A 22,712-nucleotide genomic window follows, 5' to 3' on the forward strand; every position below is an offset into this window, starting at 1 on the left:
CAGGATGACCTGGGCGCAGGCCCACACGTCGCGCAGCGCGAGGTTGTAGCCCTGGCCGGCCACCGGGTGCAGGGTTTGCGCGGCGTTGCCAAGCCACACGGTGCGCTGGCCGACGGGCTCGGGCCGGTAGCGCAGCTTGAGGGGGTAGCGCGCCCGCTCGCCCACCGACGCAAAGCGCAGGCGGTCGCCAAAGTGGCTTTGCAGGCGCGCGAGGTAGGCGTCGTCGTCGAGGGCCAGCAGGGCGTCGGCGTCGGCCGGGCTGGCGGTGTGGACGATGGCGCAGTCGTGGCCGCAGGGCAGCACCGCCAGCGGGCCTTGCGGCGTGAAGCGTTCCCAGGCGCGGTTGCCGTGGCCGGTGGCCGGGGTGGCGACGCAGATCACCGCGTGCTGGGCGTAGTCGCGCTCGACGAGGGGGGCGTCGTCGTCGGCGTCGATGAGGCCCTCGGCGCAGGCGGCGAGGCGGGCGGAGACGGCGCTGCCGTCGGCGAGGCTGAGGATCGCGTCGTTGGCGCCGGGGGCAAGGCCGGTGACCGCCGCGTGGTTGCGGATCGGGATGCCGGCGGTGGCGAGGGCGTCGTCCAGCGCGGCGGCCAGCGGGCCGGCGCCGACCACGTAGCCCAGCGCCGGCTGGCCGTATTCGCGGGCATCGAGCACGGTGCGGCCCAGCCCGCCCTGCTGGGAGACGTGGATGGTCTCGATGGGCGTGGCGGGTAGCTGCGACCAGATGCCCAGGCGTTCCAGGGTGAGCCGCGTGCCGTGGGAGAGGGCCAGCACCCGCGGGTCGTGGCGGGCGGCGCCGCGGGCGCGGGCGTCCAGCAGCAGGATGTCGAGCCCGGCGTCCTTGAGGGCCAGCGCGAGGGTCATGCCGACCGGGCCGGCGCCGACGATGGCGATGTCGTGTCGATTCATTTCAGTCTTCCAGTGCCCTGCGTGCCGCCCGAAGGCGCAGGAGGTTCCGTGTGCACGGCCGGCCCCCCAGGCGCCGCAGGCGCTTCGGGGGCGTCATCAGCTTCAGCGCTCGGCCATGATGGCTTCGATGTCGGCCACGGTCTTGGGCGTGGCGTGGGTGAGGATGTCGCAGCCGGCGTCGGTGACGAGGGCGTCGTCCTCGATGCGGATGCCGATGTGCCAGAAGGCTTCGGGCACGTCGTCGGCCGGGCGGATGTAGGTGCCGGGCTCGACGGTGAGCACGTTGCCGGCCTGCAGCGTGCGCCAGTCGCCGGCCTGCTTGTATTCGCCCGCGTCGTGCACGTCCAGGCCCAGCCAGTGGCCGGTGCGGTGCATGTAGAACTGGCGGTAGCTGCCGGATTCGATCGCGCCGTCGAGGCTGCCGGTGAGGAGGCCCAGGTCGAGATAGCCCTGGGCGAGCACCCGCACCGCGGCGTCGTGGCCGGCGTTCCAGCTGGCGCCGGGGCGGATCTCGGCGATGGCGGCGGCCTGGGCGGCGAGCACCAGCTCGTACACGGCCTTCTGCGGCCCGCTGAAGCGGCCGTTCACCGGAAAGCTGCGGGTGATGTCGGAGGCGTAGCCGTCAAGTTCGCAGCCGGCGTCGATCAGCAGCAGGTCGCCGTCGGCCAGCTGGCGGTCGTTCTCGACGTAGTGCAGCACGCAGGCGTTGGGGCCGCTGGCGACGATGGAGCTGTAGGCCGGGGCCTGGCTGCCGTGGTGGCGGAACTCGTGGATCAGCTCGGCTTCGATCTGGTATTCGAAGGCGCCGGGGCGGGCGGCGCGCATGGCGCGGATGTGGGCGCCGGCGGAGATGTCGGCGGCGCGGCGCAGGGTGGCGATCTCGGCGGCGTCCTTGATGAGGCGCATGTCGTCGATCAGGCTGCGCACGTCGCGGATCTGGGCCGGGGCGTGGGCGCCGGTGCGGGCCTGGGCGCGCACCCGGTTGAGGGCGTCGGCGATGCGGCGGTCCCATTCGGGCTCGTAGCCGATGGAGTGGAACACCGCGGGCTGGTTGGCGAGGAGCTGGCCGAGTTGTTCGTCCAGTTCGTCGATGGGGCGGGCTTCGTCGAAGCCGAAGGCGTCCTTCGCGGCATCCGGGCCGAAGCGGTAGCCGTCCCAGATCTCGCGTTCAACGTCCTTGGTGCGGCAGAACAGGATGCTCCGGGGCGTGTCGCCCGCCACCAGCACCAGCACCGCCTCGGGCTCGCGGAAGGCGGTGAGGTAGTAGAAGTAGCTGTCGAAGCGGTAGGCGTAGGTGGTGTCGCGGTTGCGATGGCGCTCGGGCGACGTGGGGATGACCGCCACGCCGCCACCGGCGGCCTGCATGGTGGCGAGCAGCCGCGCGCGGCGGGCCTGGAAGGGGGCGATGTCTACGGGCATGGGGCGGTTACCGTGGGGGCTGTGTCGCGTGGGCCGGGTGGGCGCCGGCTGCTTGCAGGCTGGCGTCGAGTTCGGCGAGGCGTTGGGGGGTGCCTACGTCCACCCAGCGGCCATCGTGGCGGGCGCCGGTGACGCGGCCGGCGGCCATCGCGGCACGCAGCAGCGGGGCGAGCTTGGCGGGCTGGTCGGGATCGACGCCGGCAAACAGGGCCGGGTGGTAGGCGCCGATGCCCGAGAAGGTGAGGCGCTCGCCGCGGCCGTCGTCCGCCACGTGGCCGTCGGGCAGCAGGCCGAAGTCGCCGGCGGGGTGGTGGGCGGGGCTTGGCACCAGCAGCAGGTGGGCGAGGGGGCCATCGGCTGCGAGGCCTTCCGCCACCCGGACGAGGGCGGCGAAGTCGGCGTCGCAGAAGACGTCGCCATTCACCACCAGGAAGGGCGCGTTGCCCAGGCGCGGCAGGGCGCGGGCGATGCCGCCGGCGGTCTCGAGCGCCGTGGCTTCGGGCGAGTAGGCGATGGGCAGGCCGAAGCGGGCGCCGTCGCCCAGCGCGTCCTCGATCATCTGCCCCAGGTGGGCGTGGTTGATGACGAGGCCGTCGATCCCGGCGGCCGCGAGGCGTTCGATGTGCCAGACGATCAGCGGCTTGCCGCCCGCCGCCAGGAGCGGCTTGGGGCAGGTGTCGGTGAGGGGGCGCATGCGTTCGCCGCGGCCGGCGGCCAGGATCATGGCTTTCATCGCGGGGCGCTCAGAAGGAGTAGCCGACTTCGGTGACGGTGGGTTCGAGCTGCTCCAGCAGGCGCAGCAGGGGCTTGAGTTCGCCGTAGCGTTCGCAGGCCTTGCGCAGGTATTGCATCACCAGCGGCATGTCCTTCAGGTAGCCGTCCTTGCCGTCGCGGTGGTAAAGCCGCGCGAAGATGCCCAGCACCTTGATGTGGCGCTGCACGCCCATCCATTCGAAGTCGCGGTGGAACTCGGCGAAGTCGGAGCGCACCGGCAGGCCCAGGCGGCGGGCGGTTTCCCAGTAGCGGGCCAGCATGTCGAGGACGAAATCCTCTTCCCAGTGGATGTAGGCGTCCTTGAACAGGGAGGCGAGGTCGTAGGTGAGGGGGCCGTAGACGGCGTCCTGGAAATCCAGCACGCCGGGGTTGGGCGTGCTCACCATCAGGTTGCGGCAGTGGTAGTCGCGGTGCACGAAGACCTGCGGCTCGGCGAGGTTCACGTCGACGATGCGGTCGAACACGTCGTACAGATCGGCGGTCTGCTTCTCGGTGAGGGTGACGCCCTTGTGGCGGCCCACGAACCACACCGGGAAGAGTTCCAGCTCGCGCATCAGCAGCTCGCGGTTGTAAACCGGCAGCACGCCGGGCCGGCTGGCAAGCTGGATGGAGATGAGCGCGCCCAGGGCCTCGGCGTAGAGGTTGTGGGCGTTGTCCTTGGTGAGGGCCTGCAGGTAGGTGGTGCTGCCCAGATCGGACAGGAGCAGGAAGCCCTGGTCGAGGTTCTGCCGGTAGATCTGGGGCACGTGCACGCCGGCGGCGCCGAACAGCTCGGCCACCTTGATGTAAGGCCGGCAGTCCTCGTGGGCGGGCGGGGCGTCCATGACGATCAGGGGGGTGGAATCGTCAGCGGATGTAACCCGGAAGTAGCGCCGGAAGCTGGCGTCGGCGCTGGCCGGGGCGATTTCAAAGGCGCGGCCGGGAAATTCGGCGGCGAGCCAGGACTGGAGTTGTTGGCGTCGTTCCACGGGAGTCGGCGAGGCGTTCGTGTAAAATCGTGCAGTTTATCAAACCATGCGGTCGGTTCGCCGGCTGGTTCCTGTCCCGGGATGAAACCTCGTACCCAGTTGCGCTTTCTGTCCGTCGCCCTGTTCGCCTTGTGGGGGCGCGCCGGCGCCGAGACGCTTCCGCCCTTCTTCGTGTCGCCGGCGCTGCTTGGCCCCGCGCCGGCCCCCGTGGCCGCGCCGGCGGCGGTCGAGCCGGCGCCCGCGGTGGCAGCCAGGCCGGCCGCCGGTGCCGTCGTCAAGGCGCCCCGGGCGGCCGACAAGCCTCAGCCGCCGGGTCGGGTGGCCCGCGGCATGCCGCCCGCACCGGCGCCCGTCCAGCCCCTCAAGCCGGGCACCACGGTCATCACCGGCGACAAGGTGTCGGGCCTCCAGGACGTGGACGCGGTGGCCGAAGGCGCCGCCGAGCTGCAGCGCGACAACACCCGCTTCCAGGGCGACAAGCTGCACTACTTCGAACTCACCGACGAGGTGGAGGCCACCGGCAACGTCCGCGTGAGCCGCGGTGGCGACACCATGAGCGGCCCCCACATGCGCACGAAGGTCGAGGAGCAGGTCGGCACCTTCGACGCCCCCGAGTACGTCATCAGCCGCCCGGGCCGCCCCATCCCGCCGGGGCAGATCCTGCTGCCCGGCCAGACGGTGCCGCGCAGCCAGCAGCCCATCACCGGGCACGGGTCGGCCGAGCGCCTGGAACTCGAAGGCGAGAACCAGTTCCGCTTCTTCAACGGCACCTGGACCAGCTGCAAGCCCGAGCGCCCCGACTGGTACGTCCGCGCCAACGAGCTGCAGCTCGACTACGACCGGGAGGTGGGCGAGGCCAAGGGCGGCACCCTGGTGTTCAAGGGCCTGCCCCTGGGCTATCTGCCGTGGGCCGACTTCCCCCTGTCGGATTCGCGCCGCTCGGGCGTGCTGTCGCCCACCTTCGGCACCTCCAACAAGGTCGGCGTCGATCTGTCGGTGCCCTACTACTTCAACCTGGCGCCCAACTACGACGACACCCTCACCCTGCGCTACATGGGCCTGCGCGGCCTGCAGGTGCGCAACGAGGCGCGCTACGTCACGCCGGCCTACCGGGGCATCACCTACCTCGAGTACCTGCCCAACGACCAGGTCGAGCAGCGCAGCCGCTACGCCGGCACGATCCGCCACGACCACAACTTCGGCGACGGCTGGCAGGGCAACATCAACTTCGGGGGCATTTCCGACCCGAAGTACTTCACCGATCTTTCCACCCGGCTGGCGCTCACCTCCCAGGTCAATATTCCGCGCCAGGCCAGCCTGAGCTACAGCGGCGGGGGCTGGTGGAACGCCGGTGCGCTGCTGCAGTCCTTCCAGACCCTGCCCGACACCCTCACCGGGGTGCGCACCGAGCCCTACAAGCGGCTGCCCCAGCTCACCCTCAACGCCCTGCGGCCCGAGCTGCCCGGCGGCACCACCTTCCATCTGGCCAGCGAGTTCGTCTCCTTCTCGCACCCCACCCAGACCGAAGGCCGCCGCCTCACCCTCTACCCGCAGCTGTCGCTGCCCCTGCAGACTTCGGCCTTCTACATCACGCCCAAGGTGGGGGTGCACGCCACCCGCTACGACATCGACTACCGCGGCACCGCCACCGGCGACACCGCCCAGTCCCGCTCGCTGCCCATCGTGTCGGTGGATTCCGGCGTAACCTTCGAGCGCGACGCCAGCTTCGGCGGCCGGGATTTCATCCAGACCCTCGAGCCGCGGGTGTACTACCTCTACGTGCCCTACACCGACCAGTCGAAGATCCCCAACTTCGACTCCGGCTTCTACGATTTCAACTTCGCGCAGATCTTCGCCGAGAACGTCTACACCGGCGGCGACCGCATCTCCAACGCCAACCAGGTCACCACCGCGCTGCAGAGCCGGCTGATCGACCCCACCACCGGCGCCGAGACCGTGCGGGCCGCCCTGGGCCAGCGCTACTATCTGGTGGATCAGCGCGTCGGGCTCTACGACGGCGCGCCGATGCGCACCGGCAAGCAGGCCGACCTGCTGGCCGCCTTCAGCGCCACCTTCATGCCCAAGTTCCAGTTCGACACCGCGTGGCAGTACAACCCGCGGGACAACTGGACCGAGCGCTTCAATGTCGGCGTGCGCTTCCAGCCGGCTTACGCCCGGGCGGTGTCGGTCAACTGGCGCTACAAGCACAACTACTCCACCGACCCCAAGTCGCCCGACGGCTTCCGCGATCTGGACATCTCCGGCCAGTGGCCGCTGTGGGGCAACTGGTACGGCGTCGGCCGCTACAACCGCAACCTGCGCGACCACCGGCTCACCCAGGGCATCGCCGGGGTCGAGTACAACGCCGGCTGCTGGGTGTTCCGGGGCGTGGTGCAGCAGCTCGTCACCACCTCCACCGACGTGAACCGCTCGTTCTTCTTCCAGCTTGAGTTCAACGGCGCCGGCAGCATCGGCTCCAGCCCGCTCTCCATGCTCAAGCGCAACGTGCCCGGATATGGGAAGATCAACGACGGTGCAACGCCCTACGTCGCCAGTGACGACGACGAATTCTGAAAGACCACCCCAACCCCATGAAACTCATCGCTACCCTGATCGCAGCGTCCCTGTTCGCCCATGCCTCGCTGGCAGCCGGCCCGGTCGAGGTGGACCGCATCGTGGCGGTCGTCAACAGCGAGGTGATCACCAAGTCCGAGCTGCGCCAGCGGGTCGAGCAGGTCACCCGCCAGCTTAACCGCCAGGGCACGCCCCTGCCGCCGGCCGAGGTGCTCGAACGCCAGGTGCTCGAACGCCAGATCGTCGAACGCCTGCAGATCCAGCTCGCCAACGAAACCTCCCTGCGGGTGGACGACATCACCCTCGAGCGCGCCCTGGGCCGCATCGCCGACAACAACAAGCTCTCCATGACCGACTTCCGCAAGGCGCTGGAGCGGGACGGCATCGCCTGGGAGCGCTTCCGCGAAGAGGTGCGCAACGAGATCCTGCTGGGCCGGGTGCGCGAGCGCGAGGTCGAGAGCCGCATCGTGGTGTCCGACGCCGAGGTGAGCAACTTCCTGTCCCACCCCGAGAACGTCGTCGGGCAGGCCGAATACAACCTCGCCCACATCCTGTTCCGCGCCCCCGAAGGCGCCAGCCCCGAACAGCTCGCCCGCCTGCGCGCCAAGGCCGAAGACGTGGCCGCCCGCATCGCCCGGGGCGAAGCCTTCGACAAGCTCGCCGCCAGCTACTCCGACGCGCCGGACGCCCTTTCCGGCGGCAACATCGGCTGGCGCAGCGCCGAGCGCCTGCCCGGCCTGTTCGCCGAATCGGTGGCCAAGCTGCGTCCGGGCGAGGTCACCCCGATCCTGCGCAGCGCGGCCGGCTTCCACATCGTCAAGGTGCTCGAGCGCAAGGGCGGCAGCGAAGCCGCGCCGCCCGCCCAGGTGCAGCAGACCCATGCCCGCCACATCCTCATCAAGACCAGCGAGGTGGTGTCCGACGCCGACGCCCGGCGCCGCCTCACCGACCTGCGCGAGCGGGTGGCGCAAGGCGGGGCCAGCTTCGCCGATCTGGCCCGCCAGCACTCTGCCGACATCTCCGCGGCCAAGGGCGGCGACCTGGGCTGGATCTACCCCGGCGACACCGTGCCCGAGTTCGAGCAGGCCATGGACGCCCTCAAGCCCGGCGAACTCAGCCAGCCCGTCAAGTCGCCCTTCGGCTGGCACCTGATCCTCGTCGAGGAACGCCGGGTGCAGGATGTCTCCGACGAGCGCAAGCGCGCCGCCGCCCGCAACGCCCTGCGCGAGCGCAAGTCCGACGAAGCCTTCCAGGACTGGCTGCGCCAGCTGCGCGACAGGGCCTACGTGGAATACCGGCTGGAAGACAAATAAATCCGGCGCGGCGGCCTCGCGCGGCCGCCCGCGAGCGACACCCGGACAAGGGCTGGCCCAGGCGCCAGCCCTTTGCCTTGAAGCCCCCGAACCCTTGAAGCGCCAACCCTGAACCGCACTGCCATGACCCTCCCCATCCTGGCCATCACCAGCGGCGAGCCCGCCGGCGTCGGTCCCGACCTCTGCGCCGCCCTGCCGCGGCGCGAATGGCCCGCCCGGCTGGTCGTGCTGGGCGACCGGGCCCTGATCGCCGCCCGCGTCCATGCCGTCGAGCCTTCCGTCGATGTGATCGATTACCAGCCCGGCGGCAGCCCCCGGCCCGGCGCCATCGAAGTGCTCCACCTGCCCCTGGCCCGCCCGGCCACCCCCGGCCAGCTCGACGCCGCCAACGGCCGTTACGTGCTCGACATCCTCGACCGGGCCATCGCCGGCTGCAAGTCGGGCGAGTTCGCCGGCATGGTCACCGCGCCGGTGCACAAGGGCATCGTCTGCGACGCCGGCGTGCCCTTCTCGGGCCACACCGAATACCTCGCCGAAGCCACCGGCACGCCGCTGGTGGTGATGATGCTGGTGGGCGGCGGCATGCGCGTGGCCCTCGCCACCACCCACCTGCCGCTGAAGGACGTGGCCGCCGCGATCACCCGGCCGCTCCTCACCGACACCCTGCGCATCCTCCACGCCGATCTGGTCGCCTACTTCGGCCTGCCGGCGCCGCGCATCCTGGTGGCCGGGCTCAACCCCCACGCGGGCGAGGGCGGCCACATGGGCACCGAGGAGATCGACACCCTCATCCCGGTGCTCGAGCAGCTGCGCGCCGAAGGCATGCAGCTCGTCGGCCCGCTGCCCGCCGACACCCTGTTCGTGCCCCACACCCTGCGGCAGGGCGACGCGGTGCTGGCGATGTTCCACGACCAGGGCCTGCCGGTGCTCAAGCACGCCAGCTTTGGCGGCGGCGTCAATGTCACCCTGGGCCTGCCGATCATCCGCACCTCCGTCGACCACGGTACCGCGCTCGATCTCGCCGGCTCCGGCCGCGCCGATCCGGGCAGCCTGTTCGCCGCGGTCGAACTGGCCATCTCGATGGCCGCCAGCCGGAGCCGGCGATGAGCGCGCGTCGGCGTCTGCTCGTCGGTGGGCTGGCGGCGCTGGGCCTCGCCGCCTGCGGCGCCCCGGCCGTCAAGCCCGAGCCCCGGACGGCCCGCAAGCCGAAGATCGCGCTGGCCCTGGGCGGTGGCGCGGCGCGCGGCTTTGCCCACATCGGGGTCATCAAGGCGCTGGAGACCAGCGGCATCGTCCCCGACATGGTGGTGGGCACCAGCGCCGGCTCGGTGGTGGGCGCCCTCTACGCCGCCGGCCACGGGCCCTTCGAGCTGCAGAAGCTGGCGATCCAGCTGGACGAAGCCGCCGTCACCGACTGGAGCCTGTTCGACCGGGGCGTCATCAAAGGCGAGCGGCTGGAGCAGTTCATCAACGCCAGCGTGGGTAACCGGCCCATCGATGGCCTCAAGCGCCGCTTCGCCGCGGTGGCCACCGATCTGGCGAGCGGCGAGCCCATCGTCTTCCAGCGCGGCAACACCGGCACTGCGGTGCGCGCCTCGTCGTCGATCCCCGGCGTGTTTCCGCCGGTCGTCATCGGCGGGCGCGAATACGTGGATGGCGGGCTGGTGGCGCCCATCCCGGCCCGCGAGGCGCGCGGCCTGGGCGCCGACCTCGTGATCGCCGTCGACATCTCCTCGCGCCCCAGCGGCAAGCGCAACCAGGGCACGCTGGATCTGCTCCTCGACACCATCTCGATCATGGGCGGCGCGCTCGGCAAGCACGAACTCAGCGCCGCCGACATCGTGATCCGCCCCGAGCTGCGCGGCCTGCCGGCCACCAACTTCCAGCAGCGCCACGAGGCGATCCTCGAAGGCGAGAAGGCCGGCTTTGCCGCCGTGCCGCGGGTGCGCGACGCCATCGCCGCCTGGGAACGCAGAAACTGACACCGCTGCCCGCTGCGGGCCGCACAACCACACCGGAAGGAACCCGGATGAGCGAGCAACATCAGGCGCGCAAGCGCTTTGGCCAGAACTTCCTGTCCGACCCCAACATCATCCGCAAGATCATCGAGGCGATCCGCCCGAGGGAGGGCGAGCGCATCGTCGAGATCGGCCCGGGCCTGGGCGCGATGACCGAGCCGCTGATGGAAGCCCTGGGCCACCTGCACGTGGTGGAGATCGACCGCGACCTGATCGCGCGGCTCAAGACCACCCACCCGCCCGAGCGGCTGACCATCCACGAGGGCGACGCGCTGAAGTTCGACTTCGCCAGCCTGGTGCCGGACGGCGCGCCCCTGCGCGTGGTGGGCAACCTGCCCTACAACATCTCCACCCCCATCCTGTTTCACCTGGCCGAGTTTGCCGACCGGGTGAAGGACATGACCTTCATGCTCCAGAAGGAGGTGGTGATGCGCATGGTGGGCGAGCCCGGCACCGAGGAGTACGGCCGCCTGTCGGTGATGCTCCAGTACCGCTTCAACATGGCGCGGCTGTTCGACGTGCCGCCGGGCGCCTTCCGGCCGGCGCCCAAGGTGATGTCGAGCATCGTGCGGATGGTGCCGCGGCCCGCGTCCGAGTGCACCGCGTCCGACTACGCGCTGCTGGGCAAGATCGTCACCGCCGCCTTCGGCCAGCGCCGCAAGACCCTGCGCAACACCCTGCGGGATTTCCTGGACGAAGGGGATTTCACCGCGCTGGGCATCGACCCCGGCCTGCGCGGCGAGCGCTTGAGCGTGGAGGATTTCGTGCGGATCGCCAATCACGTGGCGGGTAAAGCTGTCTGACGGCAAAAAGTCAGAAAATTTATCTTTCGAGCTGTTTTTGTCTGTCGATTTTTTAATTGCTGTCAAATTTGAAAAATCGGCTGCCTGGGGCGTGAATTCATCACGGCTTCGGGGGCAGGGGGCGAATAGATTGAAGGTGTCGGTTCCGTGCGGTGCAAGCCGCCGGGCCGGCGAAAAAATTTCACTTCAATTAACCCTAGTGAGGTCTCAAAATGGCTATTCGCGAACTGTCCGCCAAGGAAGTCCAGAACGTCTCCGGTGGCACCTTCTGCCTGCTCGGCGGCCTGACCAGCTGGTTCTCCGGCCTGTTCAGCTGCTTCTCCTACCAGAAGCCCACTTACTCCTGCTACCAGCCGGCTCCGACTCCCTGCCAGCCGGCGCCGACCCCCTGCCAGACCACGCCGAAGTACGGCTGCTGATCTGCGCTTCGCGCAAGTGAGCCGGCCTCCCGTCTGACGGGATGACGGCTCCGGTGGGTCACCCCGGTTCTCGCGGTGGCCCTTCGCCATTTCTGCCGGCAGGGTATTTTTCACGTTTCGGGCCGCCGGGTGCCGTTCCTTGCGGAATGGTTCTTCGCCTGCCCCGACACGGGCTGTCATCCTGCCGCTCCTGGACATCTCCGGCAGCGCACCCCCTTGAACGACGACACCCTGTTCCGAACCGAGACCCTGGAGGCCCAGCGCACCAACTGGCTGGGGCCGGTGGTGCTGGCCCAGCCGCTCTCCTTCGCGCTCTTCGCGCTGATCGCCATCGCCTGCGGCGCGGCCTTGATCGCGCTGTTTGCCTTCGGCAGCTACACCAAGCGCGCCACGGTGCCCGGCCAGCTGCTGCCCGCGGGAGGCTGGTCGAAGGTCTACCCCCGCGAGGCCGGGGTGGTGATCGAGAAGCGGGTGCGCGAAGGTCAGGCGGTGCGCCAGGGCGACGTGCTTTACGTGCTGTCCCTCGACCGCAAGAGCGACGCGGCCTCCGGCGGGCTGGCCGGCATCTCGGAGCAGGTCACCGCGCGCCGCAACAGCCTGCGCGCCGAGCTGGGCAAGACCGAATCCCTGCAGGTCGAGCAGCGCACCGGCCTGCAGCGCAAGGAGGCCGCCTTCGATGCCGAGCTGCGCGTGATCGCCCAGTCCATCGACGGCCAGAAGAACCGGGTGGCGCTGGCCGAGGACACCCTGCGCCGCTACAAGGGCCTGCTGGACAAGGACTACATCGCCGCCGAACAGGTGCAGCTGCGCGAGGCCGACCTGATCGACCAGCGCTCGCGGCTCCAGGCCCTGGAGCGCGACCGCCTCAACGTGCAGCGCGAACTCACCCTGCTGCGGGGCGAGCTGGCGCGGCTGCCGCTGGAGCAGTCGAAGCAGATTTCCGAGCTGCGCCGCAGCCTGTCGAGCACCGACCAGGAGCTGGTCGAGAGCGAACTGCGCCGTCAGGTGCTGGTGGTGGCCCCGCGGGACGGGGTGGCCACCGCGGTCACCGCCGAGGTGGGCCACAGCGTCGATGGCAGCCGGCCGGTGGTCTCCATCGTGCCGCCGGGCGGGCGCCTCCAGGCCTACCTGTTTGCCCCCAGCAAGGCGGTGGGCTTCGTGCGCGAGGGCGACCGGGTGATGATCCGCCTCGACCCCTATCCCTACCAGAAGTTCGGCCACCTGCCCGGCCGGGTGGCCCAGGTGGCGCGGGTGTCCCTGTCGGGCCAGGAGCTGTCGGCCCTCGGGCTGGCGGGCGAGGCGGCCAGCGCCGAGCCGGTGTATCGCATCACCGCCGACCTCGACGCCCAGACCATCCAGGCCTACGGCGAGGCCCGCCCGCTGCAGGTGGGCATGCAGCTGCAGGCCGACATCATGCAGGAGCGTCGCAAGCTCTACGAATGGGTGCTCGAACCCCTCCTCAGCATCACCGGCAAGCTGTGACGCCGTCCTCCAGTCCCCTTCGCCCATGCCCCTGATCCCGAGCCTGCCCCCTTTCCTTGGCCGCAGCCTGCCGGTCATCCTGCAAACCGAAGCCACCGAGTGCGGCCTGGCCTGCCTGGGGATGGTGGCCGGCTACCACGGCCGGCGCACCGATCTGGCCCAGCTGCGGCGCCAGTTCTCCATCTCCCAGCACGGCGCCACCCTGGGCCAGCTGATCGGCATCGCCAATGCCCTGGGGCTGGCCAGCCGGCCGCTGCGGCTGGATCTGGAAGACCTGGACCAGCTGCGCACGCCGTGCATCCTGCACTGGAACCTCAACCACTTCGTGGTGCTGAAGAAGGTGACCCGCCGCGGGCTGCTGATCCACGACCCGGCCAGCGGGCTGCGCCGGGTGAGCCTGGACGAGACTTCGCGCAGCTTTACCGGCGTGGCCCTGGAGCTGTGGCCGTCGGCCGAGTTCCGGCCCTCCGCGCCGCCGCCGGCGATCCGCTTCCGGGATCTGATCGGCCGCGTGGATGGCCTGCTGGGGGCCGGCGCCCAGGTGCTGGCGCTGGCGGTGGCGCTGGAGATCTTCGCCCTGGTCAGCCCGTTTTACCTGCAGTGGGTGATCGACCACGTGCTGGTGTCGGCCGACCGCGACCTGCTCACCACCCTCGCGCTGGGCTTCGGGCTGCTGCTCATCGTCCAGCAGATTTTCGGGGCGCTGCGTTCGTGGATCCTGCTGCACATCGGCACCAACCTCAGCCTGCAGTGGCGCACCAACGTGTTCGCCCACCTGGTGCGGCTGCCGGTGGCCTACTTCGAGCGGCGCCACCTGGGCGACATCGTGTCGCGCTTCGGGGCGGTGGACGAGATCCAGTCCAAGCTCACCGCGTCCTTCTTTTCGGCGCTGATCGACGGGCTAATGTCGGCGGTCACGCTGGTGATGATGTTCATCTACAGCCCGCCGCTGGCCTGGCTGGCAGTGGGGGCGATGGTGGCCTACGCGCTGATCCGCGCGCTGTGGTTCCGCCCGCTGCGGCTGGCCACCGAGCAGGAGATCGTCCATCACGCCAGCCAGCAGACGCACTTCCTCGAGACGGTGCGCGGGATCAAGGCGGTGAAGCTGTTCCAGCGCCAGAACGAGCGGCGCTCCAGCTGGCTCGGGCTGGTGGTGGAGCAGGTCAATGCCGGGGTGCGCACCCAGCGCCTGTCCATCGCCTTCCAGACCACCAACGGGCTGCTGTTCGGGCTGGTCGGCGTCGCCGTGCTGTGGATGGGCGCCCGGCTCACCCTCGACGGGGCGATGACGGTGGGCGTGCTGATGGCCTTCAAGGCCTACAAGGATCAGTTCGACGCCCGCATCGCCGGCCTCATCGAGAAATACTTCGAGCTGCGCATGCTGCGCCTGCAGGGCGAGCGGCTGGCCGACATCGTGCTTACCAAGCCCGAGCTTGCCGCCGCGCCGGTGGCCACCGCCCCCACCGCGCCGGTGCCGGCGATCCGCCTGCAGGGCGTGCGCTTCCGCTACGCCGAGACCGACCCGTGGGTGGTGGACGGCATCGACCTGACCATCCCGCCGGGCCAGTCGGTGGCCTTCGTCGGCCCCTCGGGCTGCGGCAAGACCACCCTCATCAACCTCATCCTGGGCGTGTTCCCCCCTGCCGAGGGCGACGTGCTGATCGGCGACGCCAGCCTGCGGCAGAGCGGCGGCGAGGCCATGCGCGCCCTGGTGGGTACGGTGATGCAGGACGACACCCTGTTCGCCGGCTCCATCGCCGACAACATCTGCTTCTTCGACCCGGCGCCCGACCGCGCCCGCATCGAGGAATGCGCCCGCATGGCCCAGGTGCACGACGAGATCGCCGCCCTGCCCATGGGCTACAACACCCTGGTGGGCGACATGGGCACGGTGCTCTCCGGCGGGCAGAAGCAGCGCCTGTTCCTGGCCCGGGCGCTCTACAAGCGGCCGCGCATCCTGATCCTCGACGAAGCCACCAGCCACCTGGATGTGGAGAAGGAGCAGGCGGTGAACCAGGCCATCCAGTCCCTCAACCTCACCCGAATCCTCATCGCCCACCGGCCCGAGACCATCCTCAGCGCCGAGCGGGTGGTGGCCCTGCACGGCGGCAAGGTGGTGGAGGACATGACCATCGCCGAGCTGCTGGCCCGGCAGGCCGCCGCGCCGGCGGTGGCGGGGGCCTCGTGATGCGCCGCCTCGTGCTGGCCTTGACCCTGGCCGCCGGGGTGAGCGGTGCGGCGGCCTTCGACCCGCTGGGCAGTCGCGGCGAGCTGGCCGCCGTGGCACCGCCCGGGCAGCTGCCGCTGGACGCCGGGCTGGTGGGTGGCCCGGCCTGCCCGGGGCCGCTGCCGGCGCCGGCCGCGGGCGGCACCATCAGCCTGGCCGAGGCGGTCAAGCGGGCCCTGTGCCGCGACCCGCGCACCCGCGCGGCGTGGGCCGAGAGCCAGCTCCAGGCGGCCCGGCTGGGCGCGGCGCGGGCGGCCTACTTGCCGACCATCAACGCCACGCTCTCCCAGGCTCGCGCCGGCCAGACCGTGGCCCAGGGCGGCACCACCGCCCGCAACGACAGCACCAGCCGGGTCGGCCAGTTCGAGCTGGCCTGGAACCTCTTCGACTTCGGCCAGCGCGAGGCCAACGTGGAGAGCGCCCGCCAGACCCTGCTGGCCGCCGTCGCCAGCCAGAACCTGGGCGTGCAGACGGTGTTCCTCGACGCCGCCAACGCCTACTTCGCCCTCCTCAGCGCCCAGGGCGAGCTGGCCGTGGCCCGGGAGGTGGAGCGCATCAACCTGCAGAGCTTCATGGCCGCCGAAGCCAAGCACGCCGCCGGGGTGGGCGACCTCACCTCCAAGCTGCAGACCCAGACCGCCTTCGCCCAGGCCGTGCTGGCCCGGGTGCGGGCCGAAGGCACGCTGGCCAACGCCCGCGGCCGGCTGGCGGTGGCCATCGGCGAAGCGCCGGATCGCCCGCTGGCGGTGGATGCCGACGACGCCCGCCTGCCCGACACCGCCTTCGTCAAGGACGTGGGCGAGATGCTCGAGCTGGCTCAGGCTGCCCACCCCGAACTCGCCGCCGCCCGGGCCCGGCTGGCGGCGGCCCGCTCGCGCATCGCGGTGGCCGAGCGCGCCTATCTGCCCACCCTCAGCGTGGCCGCCAGCCGCAGCCACACCGGGCGCGACTACAGCGCCGACCTGCCCGACATCGCCCAGCGCGACCGCAGCGTGGCGCTGCAGCTCGCGGTGCCGATCTTCGACGGCTTTTCGCGGCATTACCAGACCCGCGCGGCGAAGGCCGAGTTCGATCTGGCGTCGGCGGATCTGCAGAGCGTGGAACAGAAAGTGGCGCTGGAGGTGTGGCAGGCGTGGCAGTCCCTGCAGAGCGAGACCCAGGCCCTGGGCAGCACCGAGAAGCTGCTGGGCTACGCCACCCAGTCGCTGGAGGTGGCCCAGGGGCGCTTCAAGGCCGGGGTGGGGTCGACCCTCGAACTGCTGGAGGCCCAGCGGGCGATGGCCGACGCCGCCCAGCAGCGCATCAACACTCTGGCCACCTGGCGCGCGACGCGGCTGCGGCTGGCTGCCAGCTTGGGGCGGATCGGGTTCTGGAGCGTGCGCTGAGGGCGGGCGTGCCACCCGGGCGGGCGGCACGCAGGGGGGCGCCGCTTACTGGGCGCCGAACTTCACGTTCACGCCGGCGATGAACAGGGTGTCGTTCTGCTTGGCCGGAGACGTGGCGAGGCTGTCGTAACGATCCTGGAAGCTGAGCGTCAGGTTCATCGTCTTGTTCATGGCCACGGCCAGGCCCGCGTCGAAGATCGCGCGGTATTCGCCGGTGTCGCGCAGGTTGGGGAACAGCACCAGGCGCTGGCGGAAGCTGGTGGTCTCGGTGAGGCGGTGGGTCGATTCCTCGCCGAGGATCAGCTCGGGGCTGCTGTAGGTGCGACGGCTGTCGTTGTCGATGACGACGCCCGGCGACATGTAGCGGTCCAGCTTGTAGGCCACACCGCCGAAGACGTCCCAGGTGGTGTCGGCGTTCTTGATGACGTGGTAGCCCAGGCCGCCGCTCAGCACGCCGCGCAGGCTGAGGTGCTTGAGCTGGTCGTGTTCCAGGTCGAGGCCGCCGAAGCCAAACACGCGCTCGTTCAGGTTGTGGTCGTAGCGGGTGCCGGCGCGCCACATGTTGGCGGTGGTGGTGGTGTCGTCGTCGTTCTTCTTCGACTGGGCGAAGAGGGCCTGACCATACACCGACAGCTTGTCCACGGCGGTGACGCGGGCCGCGTCCACCACCAGGTTCAGGCTGCTGTTGCGGGCGTTGCCGGTGGACATCGACATGCCGGCGCCACCCGCGCCGCGCCACTGGCCGTCGGCCGGCGGGGCATCGGCAAAGGCGCTGCCGCAGGCCAGCAGCGAAGCGATACAGAAAACGGAGATTTTGCTCATTTTTGTTATCCTTTCTTGCGAGTTGAGCCCGAAATGGGACGTCGCAGGATAGGAGCGAGCGCAAGCTCCGCCGTGCCAACTTCTGTGATGCCAACAAAAGTTTGCAGAAACCACGGCTAGCTGCTGTTAAATGCCGTTAAAAAACCCGGCTGCGCCAGCGGCGGGCCGGGTTGTCGGTCGGGGCCGCCCAGGCCGCCGGGCCGGGCTTCAGTCCTTCTTCAGCGGGCAGGTGTTCATGCCCAGCAGCGGGTACAGTGGGCAGAAGCCGGTGAGGCCGGTGGCCAGCGGCACGACGCCGATCCACGCCCACGTCGGGCCGCCGAGGGCCGCCCAGGCCACCAGCGCCACACCGGCGCCAATCCGCAAAACCTTGTCGATACCGCCCACGTTCGTTTTCATGATGGCCTCCTGGCGCACTGGTTTGTCGAGTGGGCGTATTTCAGCATTTGCCGATGGAGGCGTCTGTAACCAAGGTTACATAGCCGCCGGGTGGCGGATCAGCCGCCGGCCAGCCGGCGCAGCCCGGCCGGGTCGAGGATCTCGATCTGCTCCCGCGACAGGGCCACGAGGCCCTGGGCGGCGAAGTTCTTGAGCAGCCGCGAGACGATCTCGCGCACGCTGCCCAGCTCGTCGGCCAGCTGCTGGTGGGTGGTGTGCAGGCGCTGGCCCTTGCCCAGCAGCAGCGCGGCGAGGCGCTGGTCGAGCTTGCGGAAGGCCACCTCCTCGATCAGCTGCATCAGATCGGCGATGCGCTCGGAGAACAGCTGGAACACGAAATCCCGGAAGGCCGGCTCGGCCAGCAGGGCTTGAAAATCCGCGGTGGGCAGCACCAGCAGGGTGGTGTCGGTCTCGGTGATGCCGCGGGCGTTGTAGGGCGTGTGGCCCAGCAGGCAGGCCGACGAGATGACGCAGGTTTCGCCCGGGGCGACCCGGTAGAGCGGCAGCTCGCGCCCGTTGGGGGCGGCCTTGACGACCCGGATGCTGCCGTCGATCACGAAGGGGAAGCCCTGGCACGACTGGCGCTCGTCGAACACCGGGGTGCCGGGCGGGAGCTGCATCCTGCGGGCGCGCTCGGCCAGACGCTGGCGGGCAGCCGCGGGTAGCGCGGCGAGGATCGGGTAGAGGGCGGGCAGCGTGGCCGGCAGGGCGTCGGTGGGCATGGCTCAGGCGAACTCGACGATCACCGGGGCGTGATCGGACGGTCGTTCGAGCTTGCGTGGGGCCCGGTCCACCACGCAGGCGGTGCATTTTTCGGCCAGCGGCGGCGACACCAGCAGGTGGTCGATGCGCAGCCCGACGTTGCGGCGGAAGGCCATCATCCGGTAATCCCACCACGAGAAGCTCTTTTCCGGCTGCTCGAAGAGCCGGAAGGCGTCGACGAGGCCCAGCCCCAGCAGCGCCTTGAAGGCGTCGCGCTCGGGCTCCGAGACGTGGATCTCGTGCTCCCAGTCGGGGTGGGCGTCGCGGTCTTCGGGGGCGATGTTGTAGTCGCCGGCCAGCACCAGCCGGGGGGTGGCCTGCAGCTCGGTGCGCAGCCAGCCGGTGAGGGCTTCGAGCCAGGCCATCTTGTAGGCGAACTTGTCGGAGCCCACCGCCTGCCCGTTGGGGAAGTAGCCGCACACGATGCGCACGCCATCCAGCGTGCCGGCGACGATGCGCTTCTGCTCGTCGGCAAAGCCGGGGATGTCGAAGCTCACGTCGGCCAGCGGCTGGCGGCTGAGGATGGCCACGCCGTTGTAGGTCTTCTGGCCGTTGAACTGGGCCCGATAGCCGGCGGCCTCGATCTCGGCCAGCGGAAAGGCCTTGTTCTCGCACTTGAGTTCTTGAAGGCACAGGGCGTCCGGCTGATTGGCCGCCAGCCAGTCGAGCACATGGGGCAGACGGACCTTGAGGGAGTTGACGTTCCAGGTGGCGATCTTCATGGGGGCTTGAAATCCAGTAGTGGAGCGGGTTTCGCGTTTTAGTTTTGCTGTTAGCTACGCTCTTAGCTACACAATCGCTGAAGGGGTTTCAGCGATTGTGCCAGCCACACGCCTGACCGTGTTCGTGCTTTGCATTTAGCCCTTGCTGCAAGCCCGTTTCACGCTTGCGGCCGAAATTCCGAAGTGATCCGCAGTCGCCTTGATGCTGGCAGAGTGCTCCGCACGCCATGCGACCACGGCGGCATCATCAATGGCCTTGGTTCGCCCAAGGCTCTTGCCTTCGGCCCTTGCTCGCTCAAGCCCCGCGAGCTGGCGGGCCTTGAGGTTTTCCCGTTCCAGTTCCGCCACTGCGGCCAGCATCGTGAGCATGAGCTTGCCGGCCGGGGTCGCCAGGTCGAAGCCTTCCCGCATCGAGACGACCGAGACGCCCTTCGCCTTCAGGGCTTCCACCGTTGAGAGCACGTCAATGGTGTTGCGGCCCAGACGGTCGATTGCTGCGACGATAACCACGTCACCTTCTCGCACGTAAGCGAGCAGGGCGGACATGGCCGGGCGCTGGGTGGCAGCGACCGCACCCGACACGCCGTCATCGGAGAACCACTTTCCCACGGTGTGGCGGGTCGAGATGGTGCGGCGCTGGTTCTCACAGGTTTGGTCGTCAGTAGATACGCGGACGTAGGCGACGATTGCGGACATGGCAGGCCTCCTTCTGGCTCAAAATCTATGGGTCAGATGTTGACCTAGCTCAAAAGTAGAAACAACAGTTTTGAGCTATAGAGGAAGCGCCCCTCTTGGGGTGGCGCAAAAGGTTTGCCTTTTGAGCCATCCGAAATGTTCACACCGGGCCAGAAAGCACAACGCCGGGGCGTGCCCGGCGTCGGTGATCGTGCGGAAGGGTCTCAGGGGGCAAACAACTCCTGAAGCACTTCAAGTACCTGCTGTAGCTCGCCGTCCTGTACCGGGCCAAGGCGCTTCACCAGTCGCAACTTGTCCACAGTCCGAATCCGATCCAGCAGCACGAGCCCAGACGTGCAACCAAACACCACGGGGATTCGGAACGGCGCCGGAAAGCCCTTGCTGGTAAGCGGTGCAACAAGCGCTGTGCGCAAAGCGTCGTGAATTTCGGGTGGAGACACCACCAAGCACGGGCGCGTTTTCTTGATCTCGGCGCCAAGGGTTGGATCGAGCGAAACAAGCCATACGTCTCCCCGCTGGGGAGCCGGCTTTACCATTCCCACTCTCCGCCGTCTTCCTCGGGGAAGGCCACGGGCCAAACCTCTTCGTCCTCTCCTCGGGCTGCGATCTCCGCAGCAGCCGCGGCCCAGCCGGCACGCGTAGCGCGCACGGGCGCAATCACCAGCCGCCCCGCCTCTACCGTCAGCTCAACCGCATCCTGAATCTGGCATTCAGCCAGGAGCGCAGCGGGGATCAAGACCCCCCGTGAGTTCCCTACCTTGCGTACAGTCGTTCTCATGGCTGCCTCCATTAATGGTTATAACTATGTTATGCCTTTGTGCGGACTGCAACAAGGCGGGCCGCCATTCGGGGCAGGCGGTCACGGTCAAGGGGCGTGCTTCCATCGCGCCACCTTCATGAATGCCCGCCGTCAAGCGGCCCGGCTTAGGTGCATGTCCACATGAATGTCGTCGAAGGGGCACACCAGCCCGCCCCGGTCGGTGCGTTCGATCAGGCCAAGTTCCACCAGCACCCCCGCATCTTCATGGACGCGCTTCACGTCGCGTTCAAGCCGGCGGGCAAGCTCCCTTACCGCCACCTCGCCGGCCCCCTGCAAGGCGTAGAGCATGGCCCATCGGTTTTCGGTCAGGCGGGCAAAGAAGGCGGCGGGGCTTTCAAAGTTGAGGGTTTCGCCCTGGTAGGCATCGGCCGCGAAGGCGGCACCCGCGGCGGCGCGCAGGGCTGCCCGCCAGTCGGGGTTAATCGTCACGGTTAGTGTTCGCTTTTCCATCGCTCCACCTCCTGAATGAAGTCATCGATCAGCCTATCAACGCCGGCAAAGGCATAGGGCCGCTCTTCGTCGCCGACGTGCTTGTGATCGCCCTTGCCGCGTTCGTTGTCGAAGCCGACCACACGCCGGCCTGCCACCAGAGCTGCCGCAGCTACTCATATTGAATTGATTTCCAACCGTTTCGCAGCCTTCACGACTTCGCATCCCTTTGTTTCTTCGAGGTGTGCAACTGATGATGTAGCAAAGACGTGAATCCATAATGGGTAGCTGCGGGAGCCCTGGGCCTGCCACCACATAGACGAGCCGGTACTTGAAGCGGTGTTCGGACGGCGGCACCGGATCGGGCACCCGCCACACGACCATCTCAAGCCCGGTTCCATCCTCGGCGATGTCACGGAAGCGGGTTATCAGCTCGGCTTTCATGTTGGCGAATGTGCCAACAATCCGGCATGTGGCGCCTGTGCCGCTCCCGAAAATTTCCCTCATACCCCCTGCGGGGTCACTGCCTGGCGCGGCCCGGCGTTGGCCGGGCGGTGGAACTAAAAACGGATCGCGAGGCCGGCGGTGGCGCCGACTGCGCGGGCGTCGTTGAGGTTGCTGCGGTCGGTGCGCAGGCCGGCGTAGAACGGCCCGTAATGCACGGCGGCGCCGGCGCTCTTGAAGCGGGGCTCGTAGGAGACGCGCAGCAGCGGCCCGCCCATGCGGCCCCAGCTAGCGTTGGCTTCGGGGAGGATCAGGCCGCGGGTGGCGGCGAGGCCGGCGCCGACGCTCCAGCTCGGCTGGCTCCATTCGACGGCGGCGGCGGCCTTGGGCTTGAGCTGCAGGGTGTAGTCCCGGTAGCGGTTGGTGCCGGTGATCTTGGCGACGGCGGCGGGGCTGTTGAACTGCAGCGGCCAGCTGGCGTTGTTGAAGTCCTGGGTGAGCTGGGGCACGTCGTTCCAGCGCAGCTGGCCGAACAGGTCGGTCAGCGCGGCGCTGACCCGCAGGTCGTCGCGGGGGCGCCACTGGAGGCCGAGGTCGAGCGCCTGGCCCCAGCCGTTGTCGGTCTGCTCGCGGGTTGGTGGGGCGAAGTCGTTGAGGTTGGCCCGGTCGGGCGAGGTGTAGTCGAGGCCGGTGTAGAGCAGCTCGCGGCAGCCATTGACGGTGGCCACGCCGCCGCCGCTGACGGCGGTGCCGCTGATCTTCTCGACCCGCAAGGTGCCGGCCTTGAGCAGATTGACCGCGGCGCCGACGGTGAGGCGCTCGCTCATGGCGCCGGCCCACGCAAAGCGCAGGCCGTCGGCCGAATAGCCCTTGAAGCGGTAGTCGAGGTTGTAGTGGCCGTTCTGGGCGAGGAGGCTGTCCGGGTCGTTGAAGGCGGCGTAGATGCGCACGGTGTCGCGGCTGCCCTCGCCCAGCGCATCCACCCGCTTGAAGGTGCCGAAGGTCCAGCCGCCATAGGACTGGCCGATTTCGGCGCGGCCGAAGCCGACGGCGAGGTTGCGGCCGGGGCGGGGCGTGGGCGCGTTGCGCCAGGTGTCGGCGATGCGGTGAGCGGGCACGAAGTCGTCGGCGGCAAAGCCGCTGGCGGTGGCACGGAGCGTGGCGCGGGCGTCGAGGACGGCCGGGTTGGCGATGGACATCAGGTCGGCGGCGTCGGCGAAGGCCAGCGCGGGCAGGCTGGCGATGCCGAAGATGAGCAGGTTGCGCATGGGGCGGGCGGATCGGGGTG

At 69.3% G+C, this 22,712-nt stretch carries 22 protein-coding genes; 9 read left to right on the top strand and 13 right to left on the bottom strand.

The annotated features are described in order from the left end of the window. From ACE3N6_RS13030 to ACE3N6_RS13045, 4 genes are all read right to left on the bottom strand, one after another. Positions 1–909, bottom strand: a 909-nt coding sequence (locus ACE3N6_RS13030) for an FAD-dependent monooxygenase (RefSeq protein ID WP_374246208.1), incomplete at its 3' end; no start/stop codon positions are given. A 102-nt stretch (positions 910–1,011) separates the two neighbouring features. Further along, positions 1,012–2,328 (bottom strand): Xaa-Pro aminopeptidase, encoded by a 1,317-nt coding sequence (gene pepP / locus ACE3N6_RS13035; RefSeq protein ID WP_374246209.1) that lies wholly within the window; start codon positions 2,326–2,328, stop codon positions 1,012–1,014. A 7-nt stretch (positions 2,329–2,335) separates the two neighbouring features. Continuing rightward, the gene (murU, locus tag ACE3N6_RS13040; RefSeq protein ID WP_374246233.1) at positions 2,336–3,052 is read right to left on the bottom strand and encodes an N-acetylmuramate alpha-1-phosphate uridylyltransferase MurU; all 717 of its coding nucleotides are present in this window, start codon (positions 3,050–3,052) and stop codon (positions 2,336–2,338) included. 19 nt (positions 3,053–3,071) lie between these two features. Further along, complete coding sequence (locus tag ACE3N6_RS13045) at positions 3,072–4,070, bottom strand: aminoglycoside phosphotransferase family protein (RefSeq protein WP_374246210.1); 999 nt, start codon at positions 4,068–4,070, stop codon at positions 3,072–3,074. A gap of 81 nt (positions 4,071–4,151) precedes the next feature. On the opposite strand from ACE3N6_RS13045, the gene ACE3N6_RS13050 reads away from it, so the two are divergent. From ACE3N6_RS13050 to ACE3N6_RS13090, 9 genes are all read left to right on the top strand, one after another. Further along, positions 4,152–6,644, top strand: coding sequence for an LPS-assembly protein LptD (locus ACE3N6_RS13050; protein WP_374246211.1), 2,493 nt, complete (start codon positions 4,152–4,154; stop codon positions 6,642–6,644). 17 nt (positions 6,645–6,661) lie between these two features. Beyond that, complete coding sequence (locus ACE3N6_RS13055) at positions 6,662–7,957, top strand: peptidylprolyl isomerase (RefSeq protein WP_374246212.1); 1,296 nt, start codon at positions 6,662–6,664, stop codon at positions 7,955–7,957. Positions 7,958–8,080: 123 nt separating this feature from the next. After that, entirely contained in the window at positions 8,081–9,064 is a 984-nt protein-coding gene (pdxA, locus tag ACE3N6_RS13060; RefSeq protein ID WP_374246213.1) for a 4-hydroxythreonine-4-phosphate dehydrogenase PdxA, read from the top strand. Continuing rightward, a complete protein-coding gene (locus ACE3N6_RS13065) occupies positions 9,061–9,939 on the top strand; it encodes a patatin-like phospholipase family protein (protein WP_374246214.1) in 879 nt (292 codons plus the stop codon). Before pdxA ends, ACE3N6_RS13065 begins: the two co-directional genes overlap by 4 nt. Positions 9,940–9,986: 47 nt before the next feature. Then, positions 9,987–10,778 carry a 16S rRNA (adenine(1518)-N(6)/adenine(1519)-N(6))-dimethyltransferase RsmA gene (gene rsmA, locus ACE3N6_RS13070; RefSeq protein WP_374246215.1) on the top strand — a complete coding sequence of 264 codons (792 nt, stop codon included), beginning with the start codon at positions 9,987–9,989 and terminating at the stop codon, positions 10,776–10,778. Positions 10,779–10,990: 212 nt separating this feature from the next. Then, on the top strand, positions 10,991–11,197 hold the full coding sequence (locus ACE3N6_RS13075) for a hypothetical protein (RefSeq protein WP_374246216.1): 207 nt from the start codon (positions 10,991–10,993) through the stop codon (positions 11,195–11,197). A 216-nt stretch (positions 11,198–11,413) separates the two neighbouring features. Next, on the top strand, positions 11,414–12,679 hold the full coding sequence (locus tag ACE3N6_RS13080) for an HlyD family secretion protein (RefSeq protein WP_374246217.1): 1,266 nt from the start codon (positions 11,414–11,416) through the stop codon (positions 12,677–12,679). A gap of 25 nt (positions 12,680–12,704) precedes the next feature. Then, the gene (locus ACE3N6_RS13085; protein WP_374246218.1) at positions 12,705–14,867 is read left to right on the top strand and encodes a peptidase domain-containing ABC transporter; all 2,163 of its coding nucleotides are present in this window, start codon (positions 12,705–12,707) and stop codon (positions 14,865–14,867) included. Further along, positions 14,867–16,291 carry a TolC family protein gene (locus ACE3N6_RS13090; protein WP_374246234.1) on the top strand — a complete coding sequence of 475 codons (1,425 nt, stop codon included), beginning with the start codon at positions 14,867–14,869 and terminating at the stop codon, positions 16,289–16,291. Before ACE3N6_RS13085 ends, ACE3N6_RS13090 begins: the two co-directional genes overlap by 1 nt. Before the next feature lie 45 nt (positions 16,292–16,336). Here the strand turns inward: ACE3N6_RS13090 and ACE3N6_RS13095 are convergent, their stop codons facing one another. From ACE3N6_RS13095 to ACE3N6_RS13135, 9 genes are all read right to left on the bottom strand, one after another. Then, complete coding sequence (locus ACE3N6_RS13095; RefSeq protein WP_374246219.1) at positions 16,337–17,113, bottom strand: YdiY family protein; 777 nt, start codon at positions 17,111–17,113, stop codon at positions 16,337–16,339. Between the two features lie 207 nt (positions 17,114–17,320). Then, positions 17,321–17,512 (bottom strand): DUF2892 domain-containing protein, encoded by a 192-nt coding sequence (locus tag ACE3N6_RS13100; protein ID WP_374246220.1) that lies wholly within the window; start codon positions 17,510–17,512, stop codon positions 17,321–17,323. Positions 17,513–17,610: 98 nt separating this feature from the next. Next, positions 17,611–18,273, bottom strand: coding sequence for a Crp/Fnr family transcriptional regulator (locus ACE3N6_RS13105; RefSeq protein WP_374246221.1), 663 nt, complete (start codon positions 18,271–18,273; stop codon positions 17,611–17,613). 3 nt (positions 18,274–18,276) lie between these two features. Further along, on the bottom strand, positions 18,277–19,035 hold the full coding sequence (gene xth / locus ACE3N6_RS13110) for an exodeoxyribonuclease III (RefSeq protein WP_374246222.1): 759 nt from the start codon (positions 19,033–19,035) through the stop codon (positions 18,277–18,279). Between the two features lie 135 nt (positions 19,036–19,170). Beyond that, positions 19,171–19,731, bottom strand: coding sequence for a recombinase family protein (locus ACE3N6_RS13115; RefSeq protein ID WP_374246223.1), 561 nt, complete (start codon positions 19,729–19,731; stop codon positions 19,171–19,173). Between the two features lie 203 nt (positions 19,732–19,934). Continuing rightward, a complete protein-coding gene (locus ACE3N6_RS13120) occupies positions 19,935–20,267 on the bottom strand; it encodes a type II toxin-antitoxin system PemK/MazF family toxin (protein WP_374246224.1) in 333 nt (110 codons plus the stop codon). A gap of 374 nt (positions 20,268–20,641) precedes the next feature. After that, the gene (locus tag ACE3N6_RS13125; RefSeq protein WP_374246225.1) at positions 20,642–20,980 is read right to left on the bottom strand and encodes a hypothetical protein; all 339 of its coding nucleotides are present in this window, start codon (positions 20,978–20,980) and stop codon (positions 20,642–20,644) included. A 2-nt stretch (positions 20,981–20,982) separates the two neighbouring features. Further along, positions 20,983–21,123, bottom strand: coding sequence for a DUF6516 family protein (locus ACE3N6_RS13130; protein ID WP_374246226.1), 141 nt, complete (start codon positions 21,121–21,123; stop codon positions 20,983–20,985). A 417-nt stretch (positions 21,124–21,540) separates the two neighbouring features. Continuing rightward, positions 21,541–22,692, bottom strand: a complete 1,152-nt coding sequence (locus tag ACE3N6_RS13135) for a DUF5723 family protein (protein ID WP_374246227.1) — start codon at positions 22,690–22,692, stop codon at positions 21,541–21,543. Positions 22,693–22,712 lie beyond the last annotated feature (20 nt).

Origin of the sequence: Zoogloea sp. (assembly GCF_041904905.1) — a bacterium.
Classification (GTDB): Bacteria; Pseudomonadota; Gammaproteobacteria; order Burkholderiales; family Rhodocyclaceae; genus Zoogloea.

Coding starts and splice junctions, on each gene's coding strand:
- ACE3N6_RS13095 (WP_374246219.1), bottom strand. CDS start 17,113: ATGAGCAAAATCTCCGTTTTCTGTATCGCTTCGCTGCTGGCCTGCGGC.
- ACE3N6_RS13100 (WP_374246220.1), bottom strand. CDS start 17,512: ATGAAAACGAACGTGGGCGGTATCGACAAGGTTTTGCGGATTGGCGCC.
- ACE3N6_RS13105 (WP_374246221.1), bottom strand. CDS start 18,273: ATGCCCACCGACGCCCTGCCGGCCACGCTGCCCGCCCTCTACCCGATC.
- ACE3N6_RS13120 (WP_374246224.1), bottom strand. CDS start 20,267: ATGGTAAAGCCGGCTCCCCAGCGGGGAGACGTATGGCTTGTTTCGCTC.
- ACE3N6_RS13090 (WP_374246234.1), top strand. CDS start 14,867: ATGCGCCGCCTCGTGCTGGCCTTGACCCTGGCCGCCGGGGTGAGCGGT.
- ACE3N6_RS13085 (WP_374246218.1), top strand. CDS start 12,705: ATGCCCCTGATCCCGAGCCTGCCCCCTTTCCTTGGCCGCAGCCTGCCG.
- pepP (WP_374246209.1), bottom strand. CDS start 2,328: ATGCCCGTAGACATCGCCCCCTTCCAGGCCCGCCGCGCGCGGCTGCTC.
- xth (WP_374246222.1), bottom strand. CDS start 19,035: ATGAAGATCGCCACCTGGAACGTCAACTCCCTCAAGGTCCGTCTGCCC.
- murU (WP_374246233.1), bottom strand. CDS start 3,052: ATGATCCTGGCCGCCGGCCGCGGCGAACGCATGCGCCCCCTCACCGAC.
- pdxA (WP_374246213.1), top strand. CDS start 8,081: ATGACCCTCCCCATCCTGGCCATCACCAGCGGCGAGCCCGCCGGCGTC.
- ACE3N6_RS13135 (WP_374246227.1), bottom strand. CDS start 22,692: ATGCGCAACCTGCTCATCTTCGGCATCGCCAGCCTGCCCGCGCTGGCC.
- ACE3N6_RS13050 (WP_374246211.1), top strand. CDS start 4,152: ATGAAACCTCGTACCCAGTTGCGCTTTCTGTCCGTCGCCCTGTTCGCC.
- ACE3N6_RS13055 (WP_374246212.1), top strand. CDS start 6,662: ATGAAACTCATCGCTACCCTGATCGCAGCGTCCCTGTTCGCCCATGCC.
- rsmA (WP_374246215.1), top strand. CDS start 9,987: ATGAGCGAGCAACATCAGGCGCGCAAGCGCTTTGGCCAGAACTTCCTG.
- ACE3N6_RS13115 (WP_374246223.1), bottom strand. CDS start 19,731: ATGTCCGCAATCGTCGCCTACGTCCGCGTATCTACTGACGACCAAACC.
- ACE3N6_RS13075 (WP_374246216.1), top strand. CDS start 10,991: ATGGCTATTCGCGAACTGTCCGCCAAGGAAGTCCAGAACGTCTCCGGT.
- ACE3N6_RS13065 (WP_374246214.1), top strand. CDS start 9,061: ATGAGCGCGCGTCGGCGTCTGCTCGTCGGTGGGCTGGCGGCGCTGGGC.